The following is a 22,812-nucleotide window of genomic DNA, read 5'->3' as shown; positions in this document are numbered from 1 at the left end:
AAATCTAGTCGTCTCTAACATGCCCAGCCTTGCCGTCGCAGTGCTCGCATCCGGACCATTCGCTGTGCTTTCGGGGCTCAGTTCCGAACTCACCGCACCATCCGCATGCGGACAGACTCTCAAATACACTTAAGCAGTTTACGCACAGGTATTCCTCGCGAAAAGCGCAGACCGTTTGATGGCCCTGGCACTCATCACAGTTCGCGGGGGTCACTGCGTCTAAGTAATTGTCATAGGTCGACGGATCGTCATCGAGGGCGTCGTAGAGTTCGTCAACGTCCACCGTGTGGCCGCACGACGATTCATTGCAGGTGAAAGGCTCGTATGCCATGAGAGTCCCTCCGGTGTCGCAGCTGGGACACGCCATGTCCAGCTCGGACCAGTCCCCTTTGCACACCCGACACGAGTAGCTGCGAAGCCAGTCACGCGTCTTGGTCACTTCCGCTGCATTCATTGAGCAAGATACGCAAGCGACAAAGCTGGCGCCGTTCGCTTGGGCTTCTTTAATCACCGGCTGCAGCTGGTCGAATAGAGCTTGGGCGTATCCACGGTGATCAACAAGTGTCCGCTCGATTAAAGCGGCGCGAGTTGGAACGGTTTTGGGCAAGGCAGTGGCCCATTCTCCAGTCAGCAGTCGATTCAGATGGCACCAAGCCTGCAATTGCTCCAGCGCGATTTTTGTTCGGATATTCTCTAAATCGTCACTATGGAAAAAATGCACCATTCGGTTTCGGTGCTGCCGAATGACGTTGAACGCCTTCTTCGCATCCTCAGAGATACCCTGCTGTAGAACTTTTCTTAACCGATTGCATGCTTCATCGAAGGTGACTGAGTTGAAATCGCCACTAAGAAATTGGGCGCGATCCGGCTCTTTCGTGACGATCAAACTCCAGTGCTCGCAGAGCAACCGAGCCTTCAGGAACAGCTCCACGGCAGTGTAGAATTCAATGACAGATCGCTTCGGGTTCTTCTTGAGCGCCCTGAGTGACCCGGCCAGGAATTCAAACGCGTTGTCGACTAGTCGATCGAGTGCGTGCTCTGAGGCATCCGCGGGTTTGCGCTTTCTCGGGGTATCCATTCTTCAGCCCAGTAGTCGGTCAATGCCACGGATGACCACTAGAGGCCGATCGTTCGACGTAGGTGACCCATATCCCCTACCGTGGTGAAGCCAAAGCGTATCACTGGCGCGAGTCCCCGTGCTGTGCCGGGAACATCATCCGCCGGCGCACCAGGTCGTTAATGTTGCGAACCACAGCCCACCACAACGCACCCTCGGGGTCTTCCCCAGGCGTGCCATCCGGCCACGCGCCCAGGGTCAACCGCTTCACCCAGGCGTTGCTCTCGACCAACGCCCAGGCGCATTTCAGGAACGCCTCGCGCTCCACGCACCACACCCCGGCCCCATGGTTGGCTGCTTGGTGCTGGCGCACGATAAGGTAGACGTGCGGGGGCACGGGCCCAAGCATGCCGACTAAGCCTCCCTCGGTCGTGCAACAAGCGGCCACGGTGGCTCTCGGAAAAGCCCAGCGCTTCGCGAGCATTCGTTCAATTGGGCCCTTGGTCTTGAAGCCGACGGTGGTCCTCGGGAGATGATTCCAGGCGCTACCCAATGCGTGCAGTCGGCGCGCCATCAGAGCATCCGGGTCTTGCCCTCGCTGCCAGTCCAACCAGTCCCGATCGCCCTTGGCTTTCTGGCACGATGCGCAGGCTAGGACCACGTTGCCGGGGAGTGGTGAGCCGCCGTGACATTCGGGCACAAGGTAATCGACGACGGCTCGCTGGGCTCCCCAAGGGCCATCCAGCGTCACCGCTACACCGCAATATTCGCACCGCGCACCCTGGGCTTGCATGAGCGCCAGGGTCCGCCAGGGCGGGGTGGTTGAGCGCGGCAAGCGGAGCCCCTTCATGCGTTCCTTGAACGCCTCGAGCGCGTTCATCGGCCGCCCCCGGAACGAGCACGGATCGTTTTGCCTTCGTTATCGCGAACTAAGATGCCAACGCCATAGTGCGCGGCAGTCTCCTTGATAGCGGTGCGAAGTGCTGCGGTCGCCGGGCCAGCGGTATGCAACAGGTGGAGCAGCAGCGCCGAGCGGCTGACCCCCAGCAGGTCAGCAATGTCTTGAGCGTGTTGCGCGGCGGCCGACGGGACAACCAGACGCAAACGGCGGTGAGTGAGCCCGGTGTGGGCGGCGTGCCAGGCCTTGACCGAGGCGCTGCGAGAAATGGTTTTGGGGCGCATAGGTGCTTTCCGAAACAAGGGAGACACGTCTCTTATTGATCGGAAACCAGAGGGGCGCCAGGGGTTGGCGCGCGATTCACGTTCGACCGATGAGCCGCTGGTCGAGAGCGGGGCGCGGCGGAACGAGTGGCAGGGAGGAGCGCACGCAAATGGGTGGGGCTGTGCAAAGGAATGAGGGGGAAGCCTGGGGTTCGTTGGTCGGAAGGCGCTCTTCAATTTGATCGGTGGTTTCGCTTAGGGGGTCTAGCGGGAACCAATACACCAGACGCACCAAGGTGTCGCCACCGCCTTCGGCGGGTGTAAGGCCACGCGCCTTGCGCACCAAAAGCCCGAGCCGGTGACCGTCCAGTCACCAAAAAACGACGAGTCGCGTTTTTCGCAACCGCTGCAACCCGCAACGTAACGCCATTTTTTACTCATCCCGCTGCAGGTGATTGAGCACCCCATTGCGCGCGGCCAGATTCCGATCAACAACAAATGTGTCCTTACCATTTTGTTGATCGCATATGCCCGCTGCCCTTCGCACGCACGTCAATCTTCCCAAGCACATCGCCGATGCCCTTCGGTCCTACGCGCTCGGCCTCGGTATGTCGCCGACGAAAGCGGTCGAGCAAATCGTGCTCACGCACTTCACCGAAGGGGAAGCGTTTCGCGCGCTCGAGAAGCATCTCGACGACGCGTTCAAAGCGGTGTGCAAAGAGCTTCGCGAGCAGCAGGTCGAATTCATCGACGCGCTCGCCGACAACCTCGATTCGCTTGCCGAGCTTCAGGCCAACACTCCGCGCCAACCCTCCCTGTAACCCCGCATCTCCCTCCTCAAAGGAAGTCCCCCGTCATGAAGTTCCAATCCTCTGTCTTACTCGCCGCCGCCCTTGCTACTGCGCTTTCGGGCTGCGCCTCCGTGGGCATCGGCCCGCGCAATCCGTCCAACGACGCGACCACCACGTCGGTAGCGCATGGCGCCATGGTCGGCGGCGCCGTAGGTTGCGCCGCGGGCTTCGTCAGCGGCCTCCTGACCCACTCGGGCCTGAGTATCAAACGCTGCGCGATCGGTGGCGCGGCGGGGGCAGTCGTGGGAGGCGTCGTCGGTTACAAGCAGGGCTTGGAGAAGGCCAACGCGCTGGCCGAGCAGGCTCGCAACGGTGGCTTGGTCGCGCAGGTGCAAACGAAGACCGTATCCGCCACGGACAGCACCGGCAAGACGGAGCACGCCCAAGCCTTGGACCGCCTGACGATCCAGCTGCTGGCGACGGACATCGCCCGCCGTGGTCCGACCACCGCCGGCATCCTCGCCAAAGCCGCCGCGCTCGCCGACGAAAGTGCGGAGCCGGTGACGCTGACCGTCAGCGGCACGCCCACGCAACGGGCCTGGCTCGTCCAGACGCTGCGCGCGGATCTCAAATCCGACACCACGGCCACGTTGATTGAGAAGAGCGCCAGCGCCACGCCCTCGCTCGAGCTGTCGCCGGTGCCGGATGTGCCGCACACGAGCGCGGACAAGGAGAACCAGTAATGGACATTCGCTTCGGCTCCGGCTACTTCACTTATGAGCGCCCCGACCGAGGCTGGGTGCTCTTGCTGTTGGCCATGACTGCGGCGCTCTCGGTCGCCGGCGTGGATGCCTTTATGCCGTATCTCACCGTCAAGGTGGGGCTCTTGGCTCTGCTCTCGCTCGGGTTCTCGCTGGTCTGGGTCGACGCCTTTTGCAGCGGCGTCGGCACATTCGCGCCGCGGGGTCCATGGGTCCGCGGTGTGGCCTGGTTAGCATGTGGGGCGGCCGTTACTGCTGTTGTATTGGCGGCCCAGGTGCTCATGCGGTGGTCGCCCGGCTTGGTTTTCCTGCCCTACGACCTCGCCATGCTGGCGATTGTGCTGACACCCAGCTTCGAGTGGGTCACCAACAAGCGGCCCAGGGCGCGGGCTAAGAGCCACGATTACCTCGACGGCTCGGACTACTACCAGGAGCCGCGGTCGTGAGCGAGAGCAAGCCACGTTGGATGACCAACGCCGCCGCGGTGGCGCCGCCGCAGGCAATCCCTGTGCCGACGCACGCGACGGCATCGCCCGCAGCACCGCCCCGATGGGCGACGGTCGCCGCCAGCCCTTCGTCAGCACTGCCGCCGCTGGCTCCCACTTCCATCGCAACACCCAATCCTGAGCGCGTGTCCGTCGCGCACGGGATGCCCGCTCCCGAGCTGAGTGAGCCGACCCCGAAGCCGACGCGCGCACCCCTCCAGTGGCCGGCCCTCCGCCAGCGCTTCCTCTGGAGATTTCGCGTGTCGCGCGGTATCGCATGGCGCGTCGGGGGCGGCCTAGCGACCGTCGCCCTTGTGGCGTGGGGCGCACATACGTATACGTCGCGCGCGGCTCCCGCACCCCGCGCTTCAGTTGAGTCCGAGGTGGTCGCTCCCGTGACCGCGATGGCTCCAGTCGTAACGCCGGTGGCGGCAGTTGCGCAGGTTGCGGTGCGTCCACCATCGGTCCCTCCTGCGGTCGCCGTCGACGCCCCGTCCGTGTCCGTGGCTCCCGTGGTCGAAAAGCCCATCACCGCGGCGCCGTCCGTCGCGGCACTGGAACCGCCTGCTGTCGCACCACGCGCGCGTCCCCGCGTGGCACCGCGCCATGCAATGGCGCAGCGGCCCGACCGCACCACGACCAAGGACGCTGCGTTGGACGCCTACGGCGCGAACGCGCTTCATGCCTTGGATGCCTTTGGCACTCAGCTCAAGAGAAAACGCTGAACGGGTCTTGCGCGCTGTGGAATTCCGATCAACAACAAACTATCCCCAAGGAAAAACACCATGACCTCCGCTTCATCGTCAGCCCCCACCCGACTGATGCGCTTGCTCGGCTTCTTCGGCTGGTTCCCTTCCGCCCTGCTGCATCGCCTCGGGTGCCTCTTCGTCGGATCCCCCGATGCGCAGCAACTGCCGGCTAACTTTTGGGCGGCCCAGGCCGACCGACTGGTGAACGAGCCCAAGGTCGAGGGCGCTTCGACGGACGACGTCCGCGTTGGCCGCATCCGCGTGAATCAGCTCCGCGTGCTGCTAACCCCGCGGGTGGCCATCCTGGCTTTTGGTCTGTCCCTCGCCTTCTGCATTGCCGTCCAGGCCCTGCTCGCGGGCGCCACCGGCTTGGCGAATGGATGGCGCCACCTGGGGTTCTCCCATGTGAGCGCTCCCGCGTCGGTCGCCTCACTCGACCCCGAACTGGCCAAGCAGTGTGCGCTGGCACGTAGGCACGGCGCTCGAGGCACCGGCATCGACCCAGGCGAGTTTCAGAGGGGCATCGTCGCCAAGTGCGGGGAACGCCCCGGGCCCGATGAAGACGCAGCCGCCGCCCAATTAACTGCTGGAGCAATGCAATGAGCTTGCACAAGAATATGCGCCGACTGCGGTCGTTAATTCCCGTGGATGCGTTGTGGGAAAAGAGCCAGCAGGGCGTCGACGAACTCGTTACCCGATGGGACGTGCCCTCCCACGTTGTGGACACAAACACAGGTGCGATGGTTCCTGTGCGCGAGGATCTTCGTGATGCGCGCCCGCGCTTCAACGGCCTTCCCGGCGGACGCCACGTGACGGCCCGAATTCATGCCCTCGATGACATGAACTGGGGCTCTCCAAGCTCGGCGGAACCGCTGCTGGTGATGCTTGTGCCGATTCTCGCATCGCTCACCCAGTTCGGTTCGTTCATTGCCGTGCCCGCCGTGCTGGCCTTACTGCCAGTGCTGTATGCGATTCACTCGGTCATGGGCGCGCGCCGTATGGTTATGGTGGCACTCCTCGGCGGGCTGTTGCCTTGTTTATGGGGTTCCATCCTAGGTGCGTTCACCGGAATGGACCGCGGCGGCTTGTGGTCGAGCGGCCCCTCGGCGTTGCTGCTTCCAGTGGGATCGCTGGTGGCCGCCGTGCTGTTGATCAGCCTGTTTGCCCCGGCGGGGCAGGTTAAAGGAAGCCTCAAGCAGGCCGCGCTACTGGTCGGCGGCGTTGCCGTGGCAGCACTCGTCAGCCTCGCTCTGTCGCGATGGCTTCCCTTCTTGCCTGCGGTCGCGCCTTGGGTGCTGGGCTGCTCGCTACCGCTATTGATGGCGTGGCAGGACTACAAGGCGCGTGCGGACGTGTTGCGGGAGCAAGACCTGCGGTATGGCTCGTCGGAAAACGCCGGGCTGCTTCGAACTGCTCACATTGATGCCCGCAAAGTCCAAGCGGAGCGGGCCGCCCGGGATGAGACCCAGTTCGTAGAGTTGGGTCGCGCCACCGGCCTTGCGACTCAGAAGCAAGACGGCTATGCACCCGATGCCGGTCTGCTGATGGGACTTACGCAATACGATTGTTCGACCCACATCTTCTGCCTTGGTGAGACCAATTCCGGCAAGACCTCCGGGTTGCTTCGGCCTGTCGCAAGCGGCTTGCTCCGGCTGAATCGAGCGCCGCTCGGGGCACTCGTCATGGACGCAAAAGGCTCACTTCCTTTCGAGTTATCCGACCTTCCGGACTACACGCTGATTCAGCCAGGAATGGACATCGCTCTCATCCAAGGGCTGATGCCGGAAGAGGTGGTCGAGGCTATTTTAGCCATCGTTACTAACAAGGCGACAGGTGAGGACAGTTTCTGGAATTCAAGCGGTAGGACACTTCTGCTTTCGTCGTTGGTAGTGCAGCGGGCGCTTTGTGATCTGCGGACTGCTCCGCGAACCGAGTTGGCTGAGATGGCCAGCCGGTCTCGCGCCGCATGGACCCTTCAGACCACACGCGACTTTCTGGTGCTCGCGCAAGCCAGGCCTGAAGACGGAATGGACGCGCTGCTGACGCTGGCGGCATTTCACGACGACGCTGACACCGGTTCGCTGCTGGACGATGCTCTGGTGTATTTCTCCGATGAACTGGCAAACATGGACGACAAAACCAAGTCGAACATCTTTGCCACCGTGTCGTCGTGGCTTAGTCCTATTTTCCAGCACCGTGACCTGCTGCGCTGGACCCAGATCGAAACGGGTTACGATCCCTCCGAAGTCCTTTTTGGGAAGCGCTGCGGCGTGGCTTTACCTGAAGTGCGTTACGGCAAAGCAGGCATGATCGCCGCGAATCTCATCAAACAGCGGGTATATGCAGGAATTCGTCGGCGCGGCGAGCGCCCTTTTTGGGACAAAGAAGGCACGGGCGAGACCCAAGTGCTGGTGCTGGTCGATGAATGCCAAGATCTCATTGGCGCTCCGGAGATGGCGATTGCTCCGATTGGCAGGTCGCTCGGACTTATCCTTTGCCTGGCCACACAGACCGTCGAGAATCTCATCGTGCGGCTCGGCGGCGAGGCGCAGGCAAGGGGGTTTCTTGCCAGCTTCCTATCGAAAATTTGCTTGCGATCCTCGCCCATGACCATCGAATGGATGGCTAGGGAACTCGGAGAGTCTGAGCTTTTGGTAAGTGATCTTCGGGCCACCGGGATCAATTTGGAAGCTACGTCAGACCGGTTCGAGCGCTCCTCGCTACTCGATGTGGCTCATCCGAATGCTGCCTACCACCAACACGTCCTTCGCGACGCCTTGCGTGAGTCGGGTTCACATCGCCAAGTCATCAAGGGAGCATCCAGCGGGCGGATTAGCGTCAACCATCATGTCCTTCCGGACTTGGTGGTGGGCACTCAGTGGGTCAAGCAGACGCTGTTCTCGCCAAGCGAACTTGCAGCTTATTTAGCACCCAATTATAGGGCCTTAGCGATGATTCAGCGCGCTGGCGTCAAGCGGCGCGACATCATTGATCTCAAACCCATATATCCGGAGAAGAAGCCGGCTCAAGACCGCCGCCAGAACCAGGAGGCCGCATGACCATTGATCGTCGCTACATCAAAACGCAGCTCGCGGACCAGTTGCAGCAATTGGCGAAGACAGACCGCGCGCCGCATCCCGAACCCTATCGTGTCGGACCACCGGAGAAGCCAACCCCACGTAAACCCGAGGTCCCATCCAGCCGCCGCGCGCGGCGGCTAGGCACAGCAACTACTACTACTGTGGAGTAAAAAATGTCCATCCTCGATCGAAATTATTTGAAGCAAGAGTTACCTGCGCGGCTGGACCGCGCGCAGGATGAAGGGCAGATTGCGGCCGGCACATTGGCCGACCGGATCAATGCCCGACGGCAAAGCCGGCAGGTGCCGGAGCGCGAGGCGCCGTCTCGCGCGCCACGTGCATTTGGTTGGGATAACAGCCGCGCGCAAGCCGATGACAACAAAGAGCGCGGCGGTCGAGACCGCTAAAGACATGAACGGTGTAAAGAGCAGGGCGGCCATGGTGCCGCCCTTTCTTTATGGGACGCGGAACCCCTCAATGACAGATACGCCCAGCATCGTCTTCAGTAGCCGTAGGCGGGGCGTCAGCAGACCCTCGATGACCAGCACTGAACGCGCGTCGACGTTGACTTGGTCGGCCACCACCATCGCCCGAAGCACTGCGGTGTATTTCACGCACTGATATAGCCCGCGGGCCAAGTCCGGCTCATCCGAGCCGATAGGCTTGACCTCGACGGCTATCCATTCGGCCCCGGCATCAAAGAACACGTCCAGGCTGTCGCCGGAGGGCAGGCGTTCCTCTGCTCGGCCCGGACGGCCCCACGTTTTGGCGCCCACAACGTTGGGATGCAGACGAACGTAGTCCTTTAATCGCTTATGCGCCTCGCCTTCGCCACCCGCGCGCATGCTTGCCGCCTGCTTCAGCAAGTCGCCGAAGTCGTTCTTGACCGGCTCAAGCTTGAGCGCCGCAAGCACGGCGGACCACTTCGGATAAGCATAGATCTGCTGCATCACCTGCTCGGTGGTTCGACGACGCTCCATAGGGCTCATCCGCTTCCAACCCTCGGGGTCTGGCATGAACCATCCGAAGCCTTGACCGGGCGTCGCGTCCTGTTGATTGACCACGAGGCACTGCAACGGAGGAATCGGCTCACCCCATTGCTGACCCAGTTCGACCAAGGTCTGGCCGACGCTGCCGAGCGGATAATTGAGGTTTCGGGGATTTGGCATCCCCAATTCGGCCGCCAAGGTCTGATAGAAAATAGGCTGCCCCGCCAGGGCCTGCCGCACCAGGATCGGGACTGCCTCCCGAGCCCGTGCTTGGTATTCCTTGCTCCCCCACATATTGGCGGCAACGACCGCCGTTTCCCTGCGCTCCATTTCCTACTCCCTGTGCCCTTGGCGACGAACGCTTATACGCGAACGTAAATATAGGTGGTTAGACCGAGCCGTTTGGCCCACTCCTTTGCAGTGGCTTTGTCACCGGCGCCTTGCAGGCGGCTCCGGTCCAACTGGTCGATCAAGCTGTAGGTCCCAGGTGACCCCTCCTTGGGTTCCTCGAAAAGATAAAAGCGAACCACATCGCTCGTCGTCGCCAGGTAGTAGGTGGTCGTGCCAAATCGCGACCCCGGTTTCCTGTCATAGGTGATTGATCCCCGTTGCGCCATCCGTCGGCTCCTCGTCAGTGAAGCCCAAGGGTAGTGCGGTTTTGCGCCCGTGCAAAACCATGAGTTGCCCCCTGATCTGGAATAGGGGGGAAAGGTAGGTGAGGCGTCTGCAGCCCCCTTCCGCGACCCCTTGCGCATCCGGTGAGATCGCTTAACGTGGATCGTAAGGAAGCAAATATCACCCCAAGAGAACTACCATGATTATTCCCGATTTCTCCCGCGTCCCGGATCTTCCGCCAGCGATTGCCAGGCAAGCCTGGGCGTCCGCTGTTTGCGGGGCTTTAGGGTTTCCACCCACCCACCTGCTGGTGGCGGACATGTCGCAGCCGAGTCTTGCGCCGCGATTGTGGGTGCTGGACCTGTCGGACCCAGCCAACCCTGTTTTGGTTTTGCAAACGCAGGTCGCCCACGGTTTTGGGTCCGACCCCAAGCGCGACGGGCACGCCACGCAGTTCAGTGACCTGGAGGGGTCCGGGATGACCTCCCTCGGGCTTTACCGCATTGGCGCTGCCTACATCGGAGCGCACGGGCGCAGCTATCGCCTCGGGGGGCTCTCACTGACCAACGCCCACGCCTTCGCCCGCGATGTGGTCCTTCATCCAGCGGCTTATGTGTTACCGCAGCACGTGGGCCACAGCGCCGGATGTGCGGCGGTGAGCGCGATCGTCCTGCCGACCCTCGAGCGACGCTGGGGCTCGCTGACCGGCGCTTACCTTTACATCGCCGGACCCGGGCTTCCCATCCCGCACTGTGCCGCCTTGAACCCCCAACCTTGGGTCCTACCTAACGAATGGCGCCGAGCGTTCGCGACCCACGACGCGTGCACCCCTGGAGACACCATATGAGCGCGGTCACACACTTCTTCATCCCCATGGACGAGTTGGAGGACCACGAATTGACCAGTTCAATCGCGGCGCAACTGGGCTCGCTCTTGGCCGGCGTGGCGGGACTTCACCTGTTAGGTGAGTTCCTGCATTTCCTGGAGGCGGTGGGGTCGCTCCAGCTGACGCCGCGACCCTCGGGGGCGGAGTGCGCGTTGGCGACGCAATTTGCGTTGTCCAACGGGTCGCTTGCGGCCACCCCACTGGGCGACCGGCGCGGCGTATGGGTGCCGATCTCCTGGCTCCCCGAACCACGGGCGGAGTTTGCCTCGGCGGCGTCCGAGCCCGACTGGAAGGCTAGGGCGCTTGCTCGCCCTGCGCCGAAGAGCATTTGGACATCGAGCGATGAGCCTCGGGTGGGCGGCCGCGCGACCGCACCCAGTCGTGCGCGGAGCCCGTGGCCACGTTTGCGATTTTCGATGGGAAAGATCTGACTGAGATGCCTTGCCACACTCCCGCAAAAAATCTCGAGGTATCTTAGATCGTGAAATTAATCGACCAAATTCTAGTGTTATTTAGTCCAGAACGCATAAGCCCCGGCAGCTTTTGCAGGCACCGAACTCGGGTCTATGAGCGCCACAAGCTTCTTGAATCTGTCGCGACACGACGCATAGGCGTTTAGGCGAGCACCAATGATGCCGTTAGCCTGAGGGAGTCCGAGCATGATCTCGACCTCGCTTGGCGAAAAACCTTTGATCATCTTCTCGTATGCGCCCAGTGCTGCGTTGGAGACGCCGTATTGGTTGCCGGTCCCGGCGGTCACTACAGTCTCGACAAACTCGGGCTTGACGGTATTTGGAACTGCCGTCTGCTGTGCCAACTGCAGAAGTCGCTCTGCGAAGGGGGGTTCGTTGTAAAAATTGTCATACGACTGGTGCACGCCCAGCAGCCTTTTGCAGGCGTTCGACATTAATGAGTGAATTTCGTGCTCGCCGAGGAGTGCAAGCATTCCGAGCTTCTCAAAGAACTGCTGCGACGCCTTGTGGCGCTGCTCATCACCCTTTGCGATGTAATCATGGTGTCGGTTGATTAGGTCCGATTGAACCTTGGGTGCGAACTTTGTCGAGAAATCTGCGGCAATAGAAAGCGCATTGACACGCGCCTCTTCGTTACTGGTTGGATCACTATACATTCCATGGAGCGAACCAAAAATAAGATATTGCTGCGCGTCGTGAGTCTTTTGGATTCTATGCGCCCACTGCTCCCTCTGCTGATCTGAGAATTTTCCACTTTTGATCGCTATTACAAACGCCGAAAGATCGACGCCGACGGGATTTTGCTCATTTCCGAGAGCGTATTTCGCGCAACGATTTGCGAAGCCAATGAATTCATGGTCATCGATTTTTCCGACGACCGGGTGGGCGGCGGAGAAATTGTTTCGAATGTCTCTGCATTGGTCTAGGAAGAAGAAGCCGTCCTCGGTGATGAGATTAAGCTTGAGGCAAAGTGACAGCAGCTCTGCATCTTTGAAATCCACAAGCGCGTCTTCATCAAACGCATTTTTTCCAGTTATTTGTGCAACCACGGGGAGACCGAAGCGTTTAACCTTTTCGCGCAGCTCGATGACCGAAGCATTCCAAATGTAGTTGATCGCGCTATCGAATAGGCCTGACGCGATAGCAACACACATGCGAACCATTCCTTCTGTTCGCAGGGCGGCGGGGATTTTCTTCAGCACGCCAGGCAGATTACTCCAGGCGGTTTGAATTTCCTCATCAGATGCAAGGATGCCACGGGGCACGTTGAGAGCTTTCGTGAGCTGATCAAGCACCGGAATCGTGCTTTCGAGCACGGCGGGTAGATTGACGTCAGACATACGGATCCCTGTAAGGACGATCGGAGTCGGTTAGGCAAGGTTCACGCGTTTTTAGCAGGCAAGCGAGAGCGTCGCAAGTATGGCTCGGACGGGGCTGACGGGAGCCGCCTTGCTCCCCTGAGTTTGCGCCAGAAAACGAGAATAGACGAGAGATCCGCTCAGCAGTTGGCCAGCGCTTCTATAGCCGATAAACTCGGTCTTGCGTCTTGCCCCTTGACCCCTCGCCGTCGTGGCTCGACCGCGGTTCGGGGCTTATCTCTCGGGTCTTGCCAGTCCAATGCCATCCTAGGCCGATGTTGTGCACGGCTAGGTCGTCAAATGCATTAGCCGTCTACCCGGGAAGTCTCGTAACTATTCCACTCCCGGGGCCTTGCGCATCGCCATATTCCGATCAACGGTGGTTAGTCCCCGTAGGAATTCTCGCCATGCGCCGCCCCGTCAACGCCGCCCGCACGCCGCCTCGCCAGGCCGGCGTCTCCCTCGTCGAATTACTGCTGGTCCTCGGCGTCCTCACGTTGCTGACCATCGCGGCGTTCATCGTGTATCCGTATGTGCGCGACGGCATTCGGGCGGACCATGAAGCAACCCACCTCGAGACCATCACTGCCAATTTCCGTTCGACCTATGGCCTCTTCGGCCCCAACCCTTACCACGGCATATCCACGGCAGCGGCGATCGCCATGGGTGTCCCGCCTGCGGACATGCTGGACGGTCGAACGTCGCTCACCAGCCCATTTGGACCCGTGACCATCGGCGGAAATTATTACTTGCCTGGCAACACGACGTTTGGGTTTACCGTCAATTACACGAACGTCCCGTCCAGAGTCTGCGCGCACCTCGCAACCGCGGTCGCCCCACAGTTCAGCCCCGGCTACGTAATGGTCTCGGGGACCTCGGTGGCGATTAATGGCCTGAGTGACCCGTCCTGGATCGTGCAGAAATGCTACGAGCAAAATCAGGTCACCATGATGTTTGTGGGGGCTTGAATGACGATGGTTGAAATGCCCTCGCAACCACTGCACGACGCGGCCGCAGCAGGCGATCTCACGTCGGTCCGTCAGTGGGTTGCACGCGGGGCCGCTGTCGATGTGCGCAACACGGCCGGTCAAACCCCACTTCTGGTGGCGGTGCTGACCGTGCAATGGACCATCGCGGTTTATCTGCTGGAGCACGGAGCTGACCCTTATGCCCGAGACGAGCGTGGGGTGAGCGTGATTGACGTGCTTGAGGGAATTCGGCGGCACCGGACGCAAAACGTCGGGATGGATGCCTTCTGGTCCGGGGAGTCGAGGATCCGCCAATGACCCGCCCAATCTGGCTCTTCTCGAAGCCGCCGGCGAACCACGCGCCCAGCGTGCCGTTCATTCGACTGGACCTCGCATTCCTGTCCGCGCTTGTGGCGCTCGTCGGGGTGGATGTGACCCTGTCGGCGGCCCAATGGTGGGCGCTCCCTTGGTCGCCGCAGGTGCCGCCCGGGGGCTTGTTGTCCCAGATCTTCGCCTATCCGTCGGTGTTGCTGTCCTATGTAGCGCCGCACAGTCACGCGCTCGTTGACAACCCAGCCTACGACGGCCGCGCGGTGGCTGCACTCCATGCTCGTCTGGCGCCGGCCCTGCTGGTGGCCCTCGTCGCCGCGGCGTGGCGCTTCAAGGCCGGCCTCGTCCCCGTGTCCCGCACGCGCCATCTGGCCGGGCCACGACTGCTGCAAGGGGCCGACGCCAAGGCGGAGCTGACGCGCGTCAGTGCGGAGGAGTGTCACGGTGAGCGAGGCTTCATGCACCTGGGCGGCGTCTGGCTGCCGAAGCAGCGCTGGACCCGCGGCGTGCTGCTCTATGGCTCCCCGGGCTCTGGTAAGACGCAGGCCATCCTTCCGCTGGTGCAGCAGCTGATCGAGCAGCGTCATCGGGCGCTGATCTACGACGTCAAATCGGATTTCACCTCGTATTTCTTGGGAATGAATGGCACGGTCTCGTTGTTCTCGCCATGGGACTCCCGCTCCCTCATTTGGGACATTGCCGCCGACTGCCGCAGTGCATCCGATGCCCAAATTTTGTCGTCGGCCATTGTGCCGTCTGATGACGGCAATCCGTATTTCACGAATGCCGCAAAATCCATCCTTGAAGGAGTGTTGATCTCGCTTCAGAACGAGCTACCTCGTCAGTGGACGTGGGGTGAGCTGGCACGCCGATTGGCATCCGACCGCAAGACCATGGCGCAGCGATTGGAGAAGCATCACCCGTCCGCCCATGCGCTTGTAAGCAACGACGGGGAGCAGGCCGACAATGTGTTGAGTAGTGTGACGTCGTATTGCAAACCGCTGTTTGACCTGGCGGCGGCTTGGCCCACGCTTCATTCAACCGATGGCGCGCGATTACCCAGCATCAGCTTCCGCGAGTGGGCGTCGGATGGTTACGCAGGTCCCCACCGGCAAATCTTGCTTCAGGCGGGGCCGAACGCGGAACTCAACCAGGCGTTCTATGGAGCGGTGCTTCGACTGTTGACGCCACGAGTGCTTAGCCCGGAACTGCCGGACGATGAGCACGGGCGCACGCTCGCCTTTGTGCTGGACGAACTGCCGTCCCTCGGCGCTATCCCGTTTGCCGAATTGATAGAGCGAGGTCGAAGCAAGGGCGTGGTCTTCGTCGGCGGCTGCCAGACGCTTGATCAAATCGAGGAGGTCTGGGGCTCGACCACAAAGAATAGCTTGGGGTCGATGATCGGCACCCACATTGTGGGTCGCCTTCAGCCGAGCCAATCCCGCGACACGATTGCCGAGCTGATGGGGAAGGAGCGCGTCTCTATCCTTGCCGTGAACTCAAGCGGTAGCGGCGAAAGCTCCAGTATTCACGAAGAGTGGCGTTCGTCGGTCCAGCCGTATCAGCTCACGGAGCTGCTAGGTCCTCGGACAACCAAGCGCTCGCTCGAATTCCCCCATGGGTTCTACTCTCGTATGCTCGTTGCGGGGTTGGGTCCCGATTTGCCCATGATTGATGTCCCTGGCGTGGTGCTGCAACAACGTCGCACGCCGCATCGGGCCGCCGCCTGGACGACGCAGCCCAAGAATGCGGGGGAGCACAGCCCGGAGATGGGCACCGAGCAGGAGCTGCTGGGGCGTCTGGCCGACGAGGCGCGCGTCGCAGCACCGGCAGCGGAAGCGCCCGATGCGACGGTTGGGCACAACGGCCCGTTGGTGGATGACGCGTCGGTCGGCCAGGTGTTCGATGCACCGGCCGAAGCGCTTGAGTCACCCGACGTGGTCCCCGCGCATCACAAAATTCGCCGTCTCGACAAGCGGGAATACCTGGCGGCTAAAAACGCCGCGAAGCGTGATGTGACTGCAGCGCCCGAGGCCTAGCGCGCTGATAAATTCCGATCAAAGGTGATGTAACACCACCTGAGGTCGACCATATGCTCTCCATCACTCGAATCAGCGCCACCGGCCAATCCTCGAGCACGGCGGTGCTGGCCTACCTCAAAGCCACCGAGTATTACGTGGGAAAGGATGGCCAAGCCCACTCGTCCTCATGCTGGACGGGCAAGGGGGCTACCGTCCTCATGCTACAGGGCGACGTCGACATTGGCGTTATGGACCACCTTGCCCGTGGCTTCGCGCCCGATGGCACGACACCGCTTTGCCGCAATGCAGGAGAAGAGGCGAGGTGGAAACCTAAGCTCGACAAGAGAGGGTTACCCGTGCTCGACAGCAACGGTGATCCACGCGGTAAATGGGAGGGAGGCCACCGCGTCGGATTCGACCTCACCTTCTCGAGCGAAAAGACCTTCTCGCTGCTCTATGCCATGGCGCCGCCGCAAGAGCGTGAGCGACTGCTCGAGGCGCACCACAGGGCGGTGGAACAGGCGCTGGCGTATGTCGAGCGGCAAGTAGAAACGCGACGAGGCAAGGGCGGCGTCGATAAGATGCCGGTGGCGGGTCTGGTGGTCTCGCGCCACACGCATTTCGCGGGCCGCGAGGAGGTGGTGCAGGACGGGGCGGCGGCGTGGGATCCCCAACTGCATTCGCATTGTTTGGTTTATGGTGTGGCCCAGGGCAAGGACGGCCAGTGGTCGACGTTCGACGCCGAGGCGCTCTACGAGCAAAAAATGACCGCGGGCTCGCTGTATCGCGCAGAGCTGGCGCATCAGGTTCGTGCGTTGGGCTACGGCGTTGAGAAAGTGACTGACGTGGACGTCGATGGGCGTGAAACCGGAAAGGTTTACCTTCGCGTCGCGGGCATTCCTGAGTCGATGCGGGACGCATTTTCCAAGCGGCGAAGCGCCCTGCTTAATTATATGGCCGAGCATCCAGAGGCCACGGCTCAAGCCGCGACGCTCGCCACACGTAAATCGAAAGACGAACCGACCTACGCGGAGTTGACCCAGCTGTGGGCGCAAGCCATTGACGGGATGGCGCGAGCCCATCCCGAGTTGCCGACGCGGGCCGACCAACTGAAGGGCCGACCCAGCTTCAATTTGGGTGCCGTCGATGACGAGGCATTGCTCAAGAAGCTGCATACGAATACCGCGGTATTTGCCCGAAAGGATCTGCTCTTCCATTTGGCTCAGGAGCACCTGGGGCAGCTCGATCTCGCCGGCGTCGAAAAAGAGGCCGACGCGTTCCTTGAGCGGATGAGCCGGAGCCGTCAGCTCGTCCACATCGACCCGCTTCGCCAGCCCGAGGGCAGTGCCAGCGCGTCACCCGGACGCAAGCACACGGAAGTTCGCTACGCCGCGCGCTGGGTGGTGGACCTGGAGCAGCAACTGGTGACCCGCACGCGAGCCCGCCGCGACGACGCGACGGTGCGGGTCGAGGTTCCCATCACCGAGCAAGCCATTACGGACCTGGAGGCGCGCAAGGGCTTCCAGATGTCCAATGAGCAAAAGGACGCGGTGCGCTATTTGACGAGCGGCTCTGGCGGCACGGCAGTGCTCGTCGGACGCGCAGGGGCCGGTAAGACGACGAGTGTGGCGGCCGCCGTAGATGCCTGGCAGGCCAATGGCCAGCACGTCATCGGCGTGGCCACCGCCTGGAAAGCGGCGGGAAAACTGCAAGCGGAAACGGGGGTGGAAAGTGTTTCGGTGGCATCGTTGTTGACCCAGATCGATAAAGGCACGCTTCGCCTCACGCCGCAGTCGGTGCTCTTGCTGGACGAAGCCGGCATGGTTGGCACTGAGCAACTGGTCGCGCTGCAACAGCATGTCGATGCGGCCAAGGGCAAGCTCGTGCTCATGGGCGACCCCAAGCAGCTCCAACCCGTGGACTGGGGCGGCGGTTTGCGTTTGGCACAAGCCGAGGGCGCTGCGGAACTGACGGAAATTCGCCGACAGTCAGCCCGGTCCGACCGTGACACCGCGAACCTGTTTTACGAACTGCCCAGCAACGCGCCGGGCGCTCGTTCGCGGCGGGCTGCAGCCGAACAAGGGCAAAAGATCTGGAGCAAGCTCGAGGCCCAGGGTCAGTTGGATGGCCACGACACAAAAAAGAAGGCGATGGACCAGTTGGTGCACGACGTGCTGGCCAGCCGTGCGCCGATGAAGGACAAGCTGGTGTTGGGGGCCAGCCGACAAGATGTGGAGGCCCTTAACCAGGCCTTGCGCGCGGGCCTGAAGCAATCGGGTCAACTCAGCGCTGTCGATTACGCGGTAACTGCTCCGAACGCGGAGATCATCAAGGTCGCCATAGGTGAGCGTTTGACCTTTACCCGGCGGTCGCGAGATTTGGGCGTGGTGAATGGCGACACCTGTGTTGTCCAATCGGTCCGGCAGGGACAGCGTATTGGGTTCGATGTCGAGGCCGTCATCGAGTCTGACATCGTCGGACAATCCGGGCGTCTGCTTCGTTGGAACACGGAGGAATTGAAGGGCGGGAACTGCTTTGTGCCGGCGTATGCCTCGACAGTGCATAAAGCCCAGGGCGCGAGCGTGTCCGAGGTCTACCAGCTGGCTAACCCCGGCATGGCCGACGAGCAGCTGTCATTGGTCGGCTTCAGCCGGATGAAAAACCGATTCAAGATCTATGGTGCCCATGACGACCTCGAGATGATCGCTGACCGCTATGGCATGGATCGCCTGGCGCTGAATGCCACGGAAGAGGGCGTTCGCCTGTCCGCGCGTGAGCGCCCGGCGACGCTTGAGTCGTCGGGCCTTGCGGTTAAGACGCCGACCCCACTCCCCATCGCCGCCGCGCTCGAACGGGGTAAGGAGGCGGATGCCAGGGAGGTTGCGGCAATTCTGTCGGGGTCGTCGTTGCGCGAGCGCATTGAGGCGCGGCGTGCGGCCAACAATGCCTCTCCGCCGAAGACTAAGGCTCCGTTGGACGCCTACGTCACTCGCGTAAAGGCGTGGGTCGAGCAGATCACCAGCCGGGTAAGGAGCCAAGGATCAGCGCAGGGGCTGGAACCAAGCGAGCGTCGGCGCGGCGTCGACCGCTAGCTTAAACGTGGGCTCCTCAGGAAACGGAGTGCACATGTCAGAACGGGATGTCGCCGAGCGCGGCGGCGTCCCTTTTTGGTTTCCTGAGCGCGAATTTGGCCTTGTTCGCCATTAACCAGTCCCAGCCGGTTTCGGTAAAACGATAAACCGTTTCCATGTCGCCCTCGCGGTCCTGTTGCTGGGCTTCAGAGACAAGGCCGTGTGCGACCAAGGCCTTCGCAGCTAGCGCCGCTGCGAACGCGGCAAAACCGGCCTTCTCCAAGTCGCGCCGAATGACATAAAGGGTGACCGAATCCTGCAACGAGTAGATGTTTTCACCGATTGCTGCGAGTGCCACCATCTCGTGTGGCTCAAGGCCATCAACTTTCGTTAGCTTAGATATTCCGGCGGCGGCGTCTCGGAGGGTTACTTCCTTCCTAAGTAGCGCTGTCAAACGCTCCGTAATCTTCGACTGAAGATCCTTAAAGTCCTGCGGGGTGCCCGTTTTATACTTGAGGATATTCCGGTGCTGCACATCGAAAGGGTATTTCGTCTGGCGGTGCTCGGAACAGATCATCACCACAGGGCGCTCCGCCGCGATGGTGAAACCGAGTTCGAACCAAACGTTCGGGTTGTCGAGGGAAATGTCGGCCAGGCAGATCCTCGCGGCCCGGATCTGGTCCTCGATCTCCTGAATGGGTATCGATGCTCCCGGATCTCGATCAACGCGGTAGGGCTCTAGGTCGGCCGCGATGATGGCAGGCTTGAGCACCTGATCATATCGCGCATCGAAATCACCACCGTCGAACGGCTGAATGACAAAACAACGCTCCATGCACCCTCCTTAGCTACAGTATGACAATCAAGTCCGTAGTGTAATCGCGTCGCGCTATGCACGTGTTGCTGTGTCGACGTCTTCGATTGGAGGCACTACTCGGGGATCATCGAGGCGGTCAGTGCCGCCCAGGCTTAGGACACTCACGAGGTCGATGCCGATAGTTATCCGTTTTTAGGATGAAAACGGATAAGAAGCAAGGGAGCCGCCCGTCGGGGCACACCGGTGAAAGCGGGCGCTGCCAGCTAAGCGATTTGTCCCGGTCATTTCTGCCGAATGGTCATCCTGAGGCGATCAACCGGTAGAGAGCGTCGCTACGTCACGCCGGCGACCACCGGTATGCTCCACCACTGGCTCCCTACGCGCGTGCACCGCGTGTCGCGGACCATGCCGTGGACGTGCGCCCGCGCGAGCATCCCAGGCGCCTTGTCGGCATCGACGTAACAGGCCCACAAGCGGCCTCGTCCATCGTCGAGCTGAAGCTGCCGGCAGGTGCCATCCATGGCGATGACGGAGCCACGCACGTCGACGGTCTGACCCGTCCATTCGGGGCCCCGCGTTTGCGCGCCGGAGGAGGGCGCAAGGGCAACGAAGAACGCAAGCGTGGTCAACATGGTAGGTCCTTTGCGATCGGGGCTTTAGTGTTGATCGATGGATCGGCGTCCGCCCCATCAGCATCGGCGTCGGTGGGGCGTTCCTGGGCACCCCACGCCATCAGCTCTGCTAGAAACTTGAAGTAGTCGTCCTTGGCGCTCACAGCCGCTTAATGCCCCAGGCCGATGCCAATGCTCGCGCCGATGGCCGAGCCGCCCGAGGCGAACGCTCCGCCAATGGCTACGCTCACGCGGCCACTTTCCGATACATGGTTGATCCCCACACCCACTGCGGACTGTCCCTTGTATCCCGCAATGGACATCGCTAAGCGATCGCTCTGTTGGATGCCCTGGACGCCCATGGCCAACATGCCGATGGCACTGCCCACAGCACCTGCTTGGGCGATCTTGCGGTCTTGCTGATGCAGCCGCGCGTCGGTGTAGGCGTTGGCTTGGCCCAGCGTCCGCTGGTCCCCCGCATCGGCATAGCTCTTAGCTTGATTGATGGCGTTGGTGACCTGCGCATCGGTGTAGCTGTCGGCTTGGGTGACCGCCGCGGCTTGCGCGGCCTGGACCTGGCTGAGGTTCGCCGCATCGGTGCTCGCGGTGCCGGCAGCGAGGTTATGGATCTGGGTGCCATCGGCGCCTTGCAGCGTGACGCCCGACTTATCCGTGCTGTCGTAATGCACAGCCAAGGCGTCGGTGCCATCCCCTGTGCCTGCGGGGCCCGTGGCCCCAGTGGCGCCGGTTGCCCCCGTTGCACCCGTTGGTCCAGCAGGACCCTGCGGGCCGACCGGACCTGTAGCGCCATCGCCCGACGAAGGGAGCCCCGTAATCCGATTGTCGAGGTAGGAGAGTGCCGAGCCGACGTTGGTGAAGGTTCCGCCAGAAAGAGAGTAGGTGGGTGCGGTGAAGGTGCCTTGGTTCAAGACGGCATCGCCGCCCAGTGCCGCCGCATACGGCGACAGTTGGCCCAAGGTCGCGGCGTCGCTGTCGGCGATGCCGGGCGCCAGGTTGACCAGGCGCGACTTGACAATGGCCGACCCGAAACTCACGGTGCCGCCTTCGGCCGCCACGCTGCCCGCACCAATGGCGGTAGCAAACGATGCCGTGGCTTGCGCACCTTGGCCAATCGCCGTCGACTGCGCGCCCGTGGCCTTACTGTTCGCACCTAGGGCGGTCGCTTGACCACCGCTGGCATCGTCAGCCGAGCCGAGTGTGCCAGCCACCGCGCCGACGCCGACGGCTGTGTTGAACCCGGTGCTGGTATTGCCCGCTTGGGCGCCCGCACCGAGGGCGGTGCCCGACTGGCCCAGCGCCTCTGCTGGGGTCGCGTCGGTCGATGCGATCCACGGCACGCCGCCGCCGATTTGAATGCTGCCGATGGCGTCGTCCAGCTGCTTTACGTTCACCGCGTCGGTCGCCTCTGTTCCGGCCGCAAGGCCACTGATCTGACGGCCGGCGCCCGTGTCACCGCCGATTTCGAGGACATTCGCGCGGGATGTTTGACTGCCGGCCCCGAGCGCCACACTGTTGTTCGCACCGTCCAGCAGCTTGGCTCCGAAGCCCAATGCCGCGCCATTGATGACGTTGGCGCTGATGCTCGCACCGCCTGCGCCCAGCACCAAGCCCTGGAAGCCCAAGCTGGACGCGTTGTCGCCGATGACCGTGGATGAATTCGTGGAACGAGCGTTGTTACCCAGCGCCATCAAGCCGGCCACGCCGTTGCTTCCGTCGATGGCATTGGCATCCGTTCGCGCGCCCACACCGGCCGCGAGGGAACCGGTGGAGGCATTGACGTTGGAGCCCACGCCGATGCCATTGCCAGCAACATGACCCAGAGAACCCACCTGCACCCCGCCGATACCGGTGACCAGTTGGCCTCCGATGGCAATGCCGCGGGCGTTGTTCGTGACCGATCCCTGGATTGCTACAGCGCTTGCGCTGTTCGCGTCGGTCAATCCCTGCATGACCACCGAGCTGATTCCGCCCGCGGTGCCTTTCAACGCGATGGCGTTGTCGCCTTGAGCATCGCCTCCGATCGCAATGGCTCCCTTGCCCTCCGCGGTTGCGGTGTTGCTGTAGCTGCCCGTCTCGTCGGTGCTCGGGCCGGCGCCAATGGCAATCGAGCTGTTGGCCTGCGTGTAGCCGCTGGTGACGCACTGGCTGCAACCGAGCGACAAGGCTCCCTTCGACACGGGGCTTGAGCTGGTGTTGCCGGTGTAGGTGCCGAGGCTGGCCTGCGCCTGAGTGGCGTTGCCCAAAGCGGACAGGGCGTCGCCGACATTGTTGTAGTTGCCGCCCAGCACGGCGTAGCTGGGCAGCTGGAAGGTGCCGGTGGCCACATTGAAGACGGCGCCACCGCCAAGCGCCGACGCTACAGTGGCAAGCTGTTGTTGAGAGGCAGGGTCGTTGGCGGCCGCCAAGGCGGCGCCCGGCAGAACGGCAAGCGCGGCCAGAGCGACGCTGAGCAGCGTGGGGCGGGTAACGGGGAAGGGCATGGGGGCTCCAATTCAAAAGCGGGTCTAAAACCACCGTTGATCGGAAAAGGGCGACGCGCAATCCACCTAACCCATTATTTTTGATCCA

20 protein-coding genes are annotated in these 22,812 nt (G+C 62.0%); 12 read left to right on the top strand and 8 right to left on the bottom strand.

From position 1 onward, the window contains the following. Nucleotides 1-4: 4 nt before the first annotated feature. The 3 genes from KPL74_11010 to KPL74_11000 all read right to left on the bottom strand — a co-directional run bounded on the left by KPL74_11010 (nucleotide 5) and on the right by KPL74_11000 (nucleotide 2,239). Nucleotides 5-1,078 (bottom strand): hypothetical protein, encoded by a 1,074-nt coding sequence (locus KPL74_11010; GenBank protein QWT22505.1) that lies wholly within the window; start codon nucleotides 1,076-1,078, stop codon nucleotides 5-7. A 100-nt stretch (nucleotides 1,079-1,178) separates the two neighbouring features. Then, a complete protein-coding gene (locus tag KPL74_11005; protein ID QWT22504.1) occupies nucleotides 1,179-1,937 on the bottom strand; it encodes an HNH endonuclease in 759 nt (252 codons plus the stop codon). Continuing rightward, nucleotides 1,934-2,239, bottom strand: coding sequence for a hypothetical protein (locus tag KPL74_11000; GenBank protein ID QWT22503.1), 306 nt, complete (start codon nucleotides 2,237-2,239; stop codon nucleotides 1,934-1,936). The genes KPL74_11005 and KPL74_11000 overlap by 4 nt, the downstream gene beginning before the upstream one ends. Nucleotides 2,240-2,745: 506 nt before the next feature. Between KPL74_11000 and KPL74_10995 the strand changes: the two genes are divergently transcribed. From KPL74_10995 to KPL74_10965, 7 genes are all read left to right on the top strand, one after another. After that, nucleotides 2,746-3,039: a hypothetical protein gene (locus KPL74_10995; protein QWT22502.1), complete on the top strand. Its 294-nt coding sequence runs from the start codon at nucleotides 2,746-2,748 to the stop codon at nucleotides 3,037-3,039. 35 nt (nucleotides 3,040-3,074) lie between these two features. Next, nucleotides 3,075-3,752 carry a hypothetical protein gene (locus KPL74_10990; GenBank protein QWT22501.1) on the top strand — a complete coding sequence of 226 codons (678 nt, stop codon included), beginning with the start codon at nucleotides 3,075-3,077 and terminating at the stop codon, nucleotides 3,750-3,752. Further along, nucleotides 3,752-4,216 carry a hypothetical protein gene (locus tag KPL74_10985; GenBank protein QWT22500.1) on the top strand — a complete coding sequence of 155 codons (465 nt, stop codon included), beginning with the start codon at nucleotides 3,752-3,754 and terminating at the stop codon, nucleotides 4,214-4,216. The genes KPL74_10990 and KPL74_10985 overlap by 1 nt, the downstream gene beginning before the upstream one ends. A gap of 16 nt (nucleotides 4,217-4,232) precedes the next feature. Beyond that, nucleotides 4,233-4,397 carry a hypothetical protein gene (locus tag KPL74_10980; GenBank protein QWT22499.1) on the top strand — a complete coding sequence of 55 codons (165 nt, stop codon included), beginning with the start codon at nucleotides 4,233-4,235 and terminating at the stop codon, nucleotides 4,395-4,397. Between the two features lie 643 nt (nucleotides 4,398-5,040). Then, nucleotides 5,041-5,607 (top strand): hypothetical protein, encoded by a 567-nt coding sequence (locus KPL74_10975; protein ID QWT22498.1) that lies wholly within the window; start codon nucleotides 5,041-5,043, stop codon nucleotides 5,605-5,607. Then, entirely contained in the window at nucleotides 5,604-8,063 is a 2,460-nt protein-coding gene (locus tag KPL74_10970; protein QWT22497.1) for a TraM recognition domain-containing protein, read from the top strand. Before KPL74_10975 ends, KPL74_10970 begins: the two co-directional genes overlap by 4 nt. A 194-nt stretch (nucleotides 8,064-8,257) precedes the next feature. After that, the gene (locus tag KPL74_10965; protein ID QWT22496.1) at nucleotides 8,258-8,491 is read left to right on the top strand and encodes a hypothetical protein; all 234 of its coding nucleotides are present in this window, start codon (nucleotides 8,258-8,260) and stop codon (nucleotides 8,489-8,491) included. A 48-nt stretch (nucleotides 8,492-8,539) separates the two neighbouring features. Here the strand turns inward: KPL74_10965 and KPL74_10960 are convergent, their stop codons facing one another. Beyond that, nucleotides 8,540-9,403, bottom strand: a complete 864-nt coding sequence (locus KPL74_10960) for a hypothetical protein (GenBank protein ID QWT22495.1) — start codon at nucleotides 9,401-9,403, stop codon at nucleotides 8,540-8,542. 484 nt (nucleotides 9,404-9,887) lie between these two features. On the opposite strand from KPL74_10960, the gene KPL74_10955 reads away from it, so the two are divergent. Continuing rightward, nucleotides 9,888-10,535, top strand: a complete 648-nt coding sequence (locus KPL74_10955) for a murein L,D-transpeptidase catalytic domain family protein (protein ID QWT22494.1) — start codon at nucleotides 9,888-9,890, stop codon at nucleotides 10,533-10,535. A 547-nt stretch (nucleotides 10,536-11,082) separates the two neighbouring features. Here KPL74_10955 and KPL74_10950 read toward each other — a convergent pair. Continuing rightward, the gene (locus KPL74_10950; protein QWT22493.1) at nucleotides 11,083-12,387 is read right to left on the bottom strand and encodes a hypothetical protein; all 1,305 of its coding nucleotides are present in this window, start codon (nucleotides 12,385-12,387) and stop codon (nucleotides 11,083-11,085) included. Nucleotides 12,388-12,812: 425 nt separating this feature from the next. On the opposite strand from KPL74_10950, the gene KPL74_10945 reads away from it, so the two are divergent. Genes KPL74_10945 through KPL74_10930 form a run of 4 tightly spaced genes read left to right on the top strand, consistent with a single transcriptional unit; the run spans nucleotide 12,813 to nucleotide 18,816 of the window. Next, nucleotides 12,813-13,373, top strand: coding sequence for a prepilin-type N-terminal cleavage/methylation domain-containing protein (locus KPL74_10945; protein ID QWT22492.1), 561 nt, complete (start codon nucleotides 12,813-12,815; stop codon nucleotides 13,371-13,373). Then, nucleotides 13,374-13,691 carry a hypothetical protein gene (locus KPL74_10940; GenBank protein QWT22491.1) on the top strand — a complete coding sequence of 106 codons (318 nt, stop codon included), beginning with the start codon at nucleotides 13,374-13,376 and terminating at the stop codon, nucleotides 13,689-13,691. Next, a complete protein-coding gene (locus tag KPL74_10935) occupies nucleotides 13,688-15,742 on the top strand; it encodes a type IV secretion system DNA-binding domain-containing protein (protein ID QWT22490.1) in 2,055 nt (684 codons plus the stop codon). Before KPL74_10940 ends, KPL74_10935 begins: the two co-directional genes overlap by 4 nt. A 53-nt stretch (nucleotides 15,743-15,795) precedes the next feature. Further along, nucleotides 15,796-18,816, top strand: a complete 3,021-nt coding sequence (locus KPL74_10930; GenBank protein ID QWT22489.1) for a relaxase domain-containing protein — start codon at nucleotides 15,796-15,798, stop codon at nucleotides 18,814-18,816. A 37-nt stretch (nucleotides 18,817-18,853) separates the two neighbouring features. On the opposite strand, the gene KPL74_10925 is transcribed toward KPL74_10930, so the two are convergent. The 3 genes from KPL74_10925 to KPL74_10915 all read right to left on the bottom strand — a co-directional run bounded on the left by KPL74_10925 (nucleotide 18,854) and on the right by KPL74_10915 (nucleotide 22,724). Then, entirely contained in the window at nucleotides 18,854-19,630 is a 777-nt protein-coding gene (locus KPL74_10925; GenBank protein QWT22488.1) for a hypothetical protein, read from the bottom strand. 314 nt (nucleotides 19,631-19,944) lie between these two features. Next, nucleotides 19,945-20,244 carry a hypothetical protein gene (locus KPL74_10920; GenBank protein QWT22487.1) on the bottom strand — a complete coding sequence of 100 codons (300 nt, stop codon included), beginning with the start codon at nucleotides 20,242-20,244 and terminating at the stop codon, nucleotides 19,945-19,947. A 149-nt stretch (nucleotides 20,245-20,393) separates the two neighbouring features. Further along, nucleotides 20,394-22,724 carry a YadA-like family protein gene (locus KPL74_10915; GenBank protein ID QWT22486.1) on the bottom strand — a complete coding sequence of 777 codons (2,331 nt, stop codon included), beginning with the start codon at nucleotides 22,722-22,724 and terminating at the stop codon, nucleotides 20,394-20,396. Nucleotides 22,725-22,812: the final 88 nt, after the last annotated feature.

The organism is Bacillus sp. NP157 (assembly GCA_018889975.1).
Lineage (GTDB): Bacteria > Pseudomonadota > Gammaproteobacteria > Xanthomonadales > Rhodanobacteraceae > Luteibacter.
This window is presented reverse-complemented; position numbering and strand designations above follow the sequence as displayed.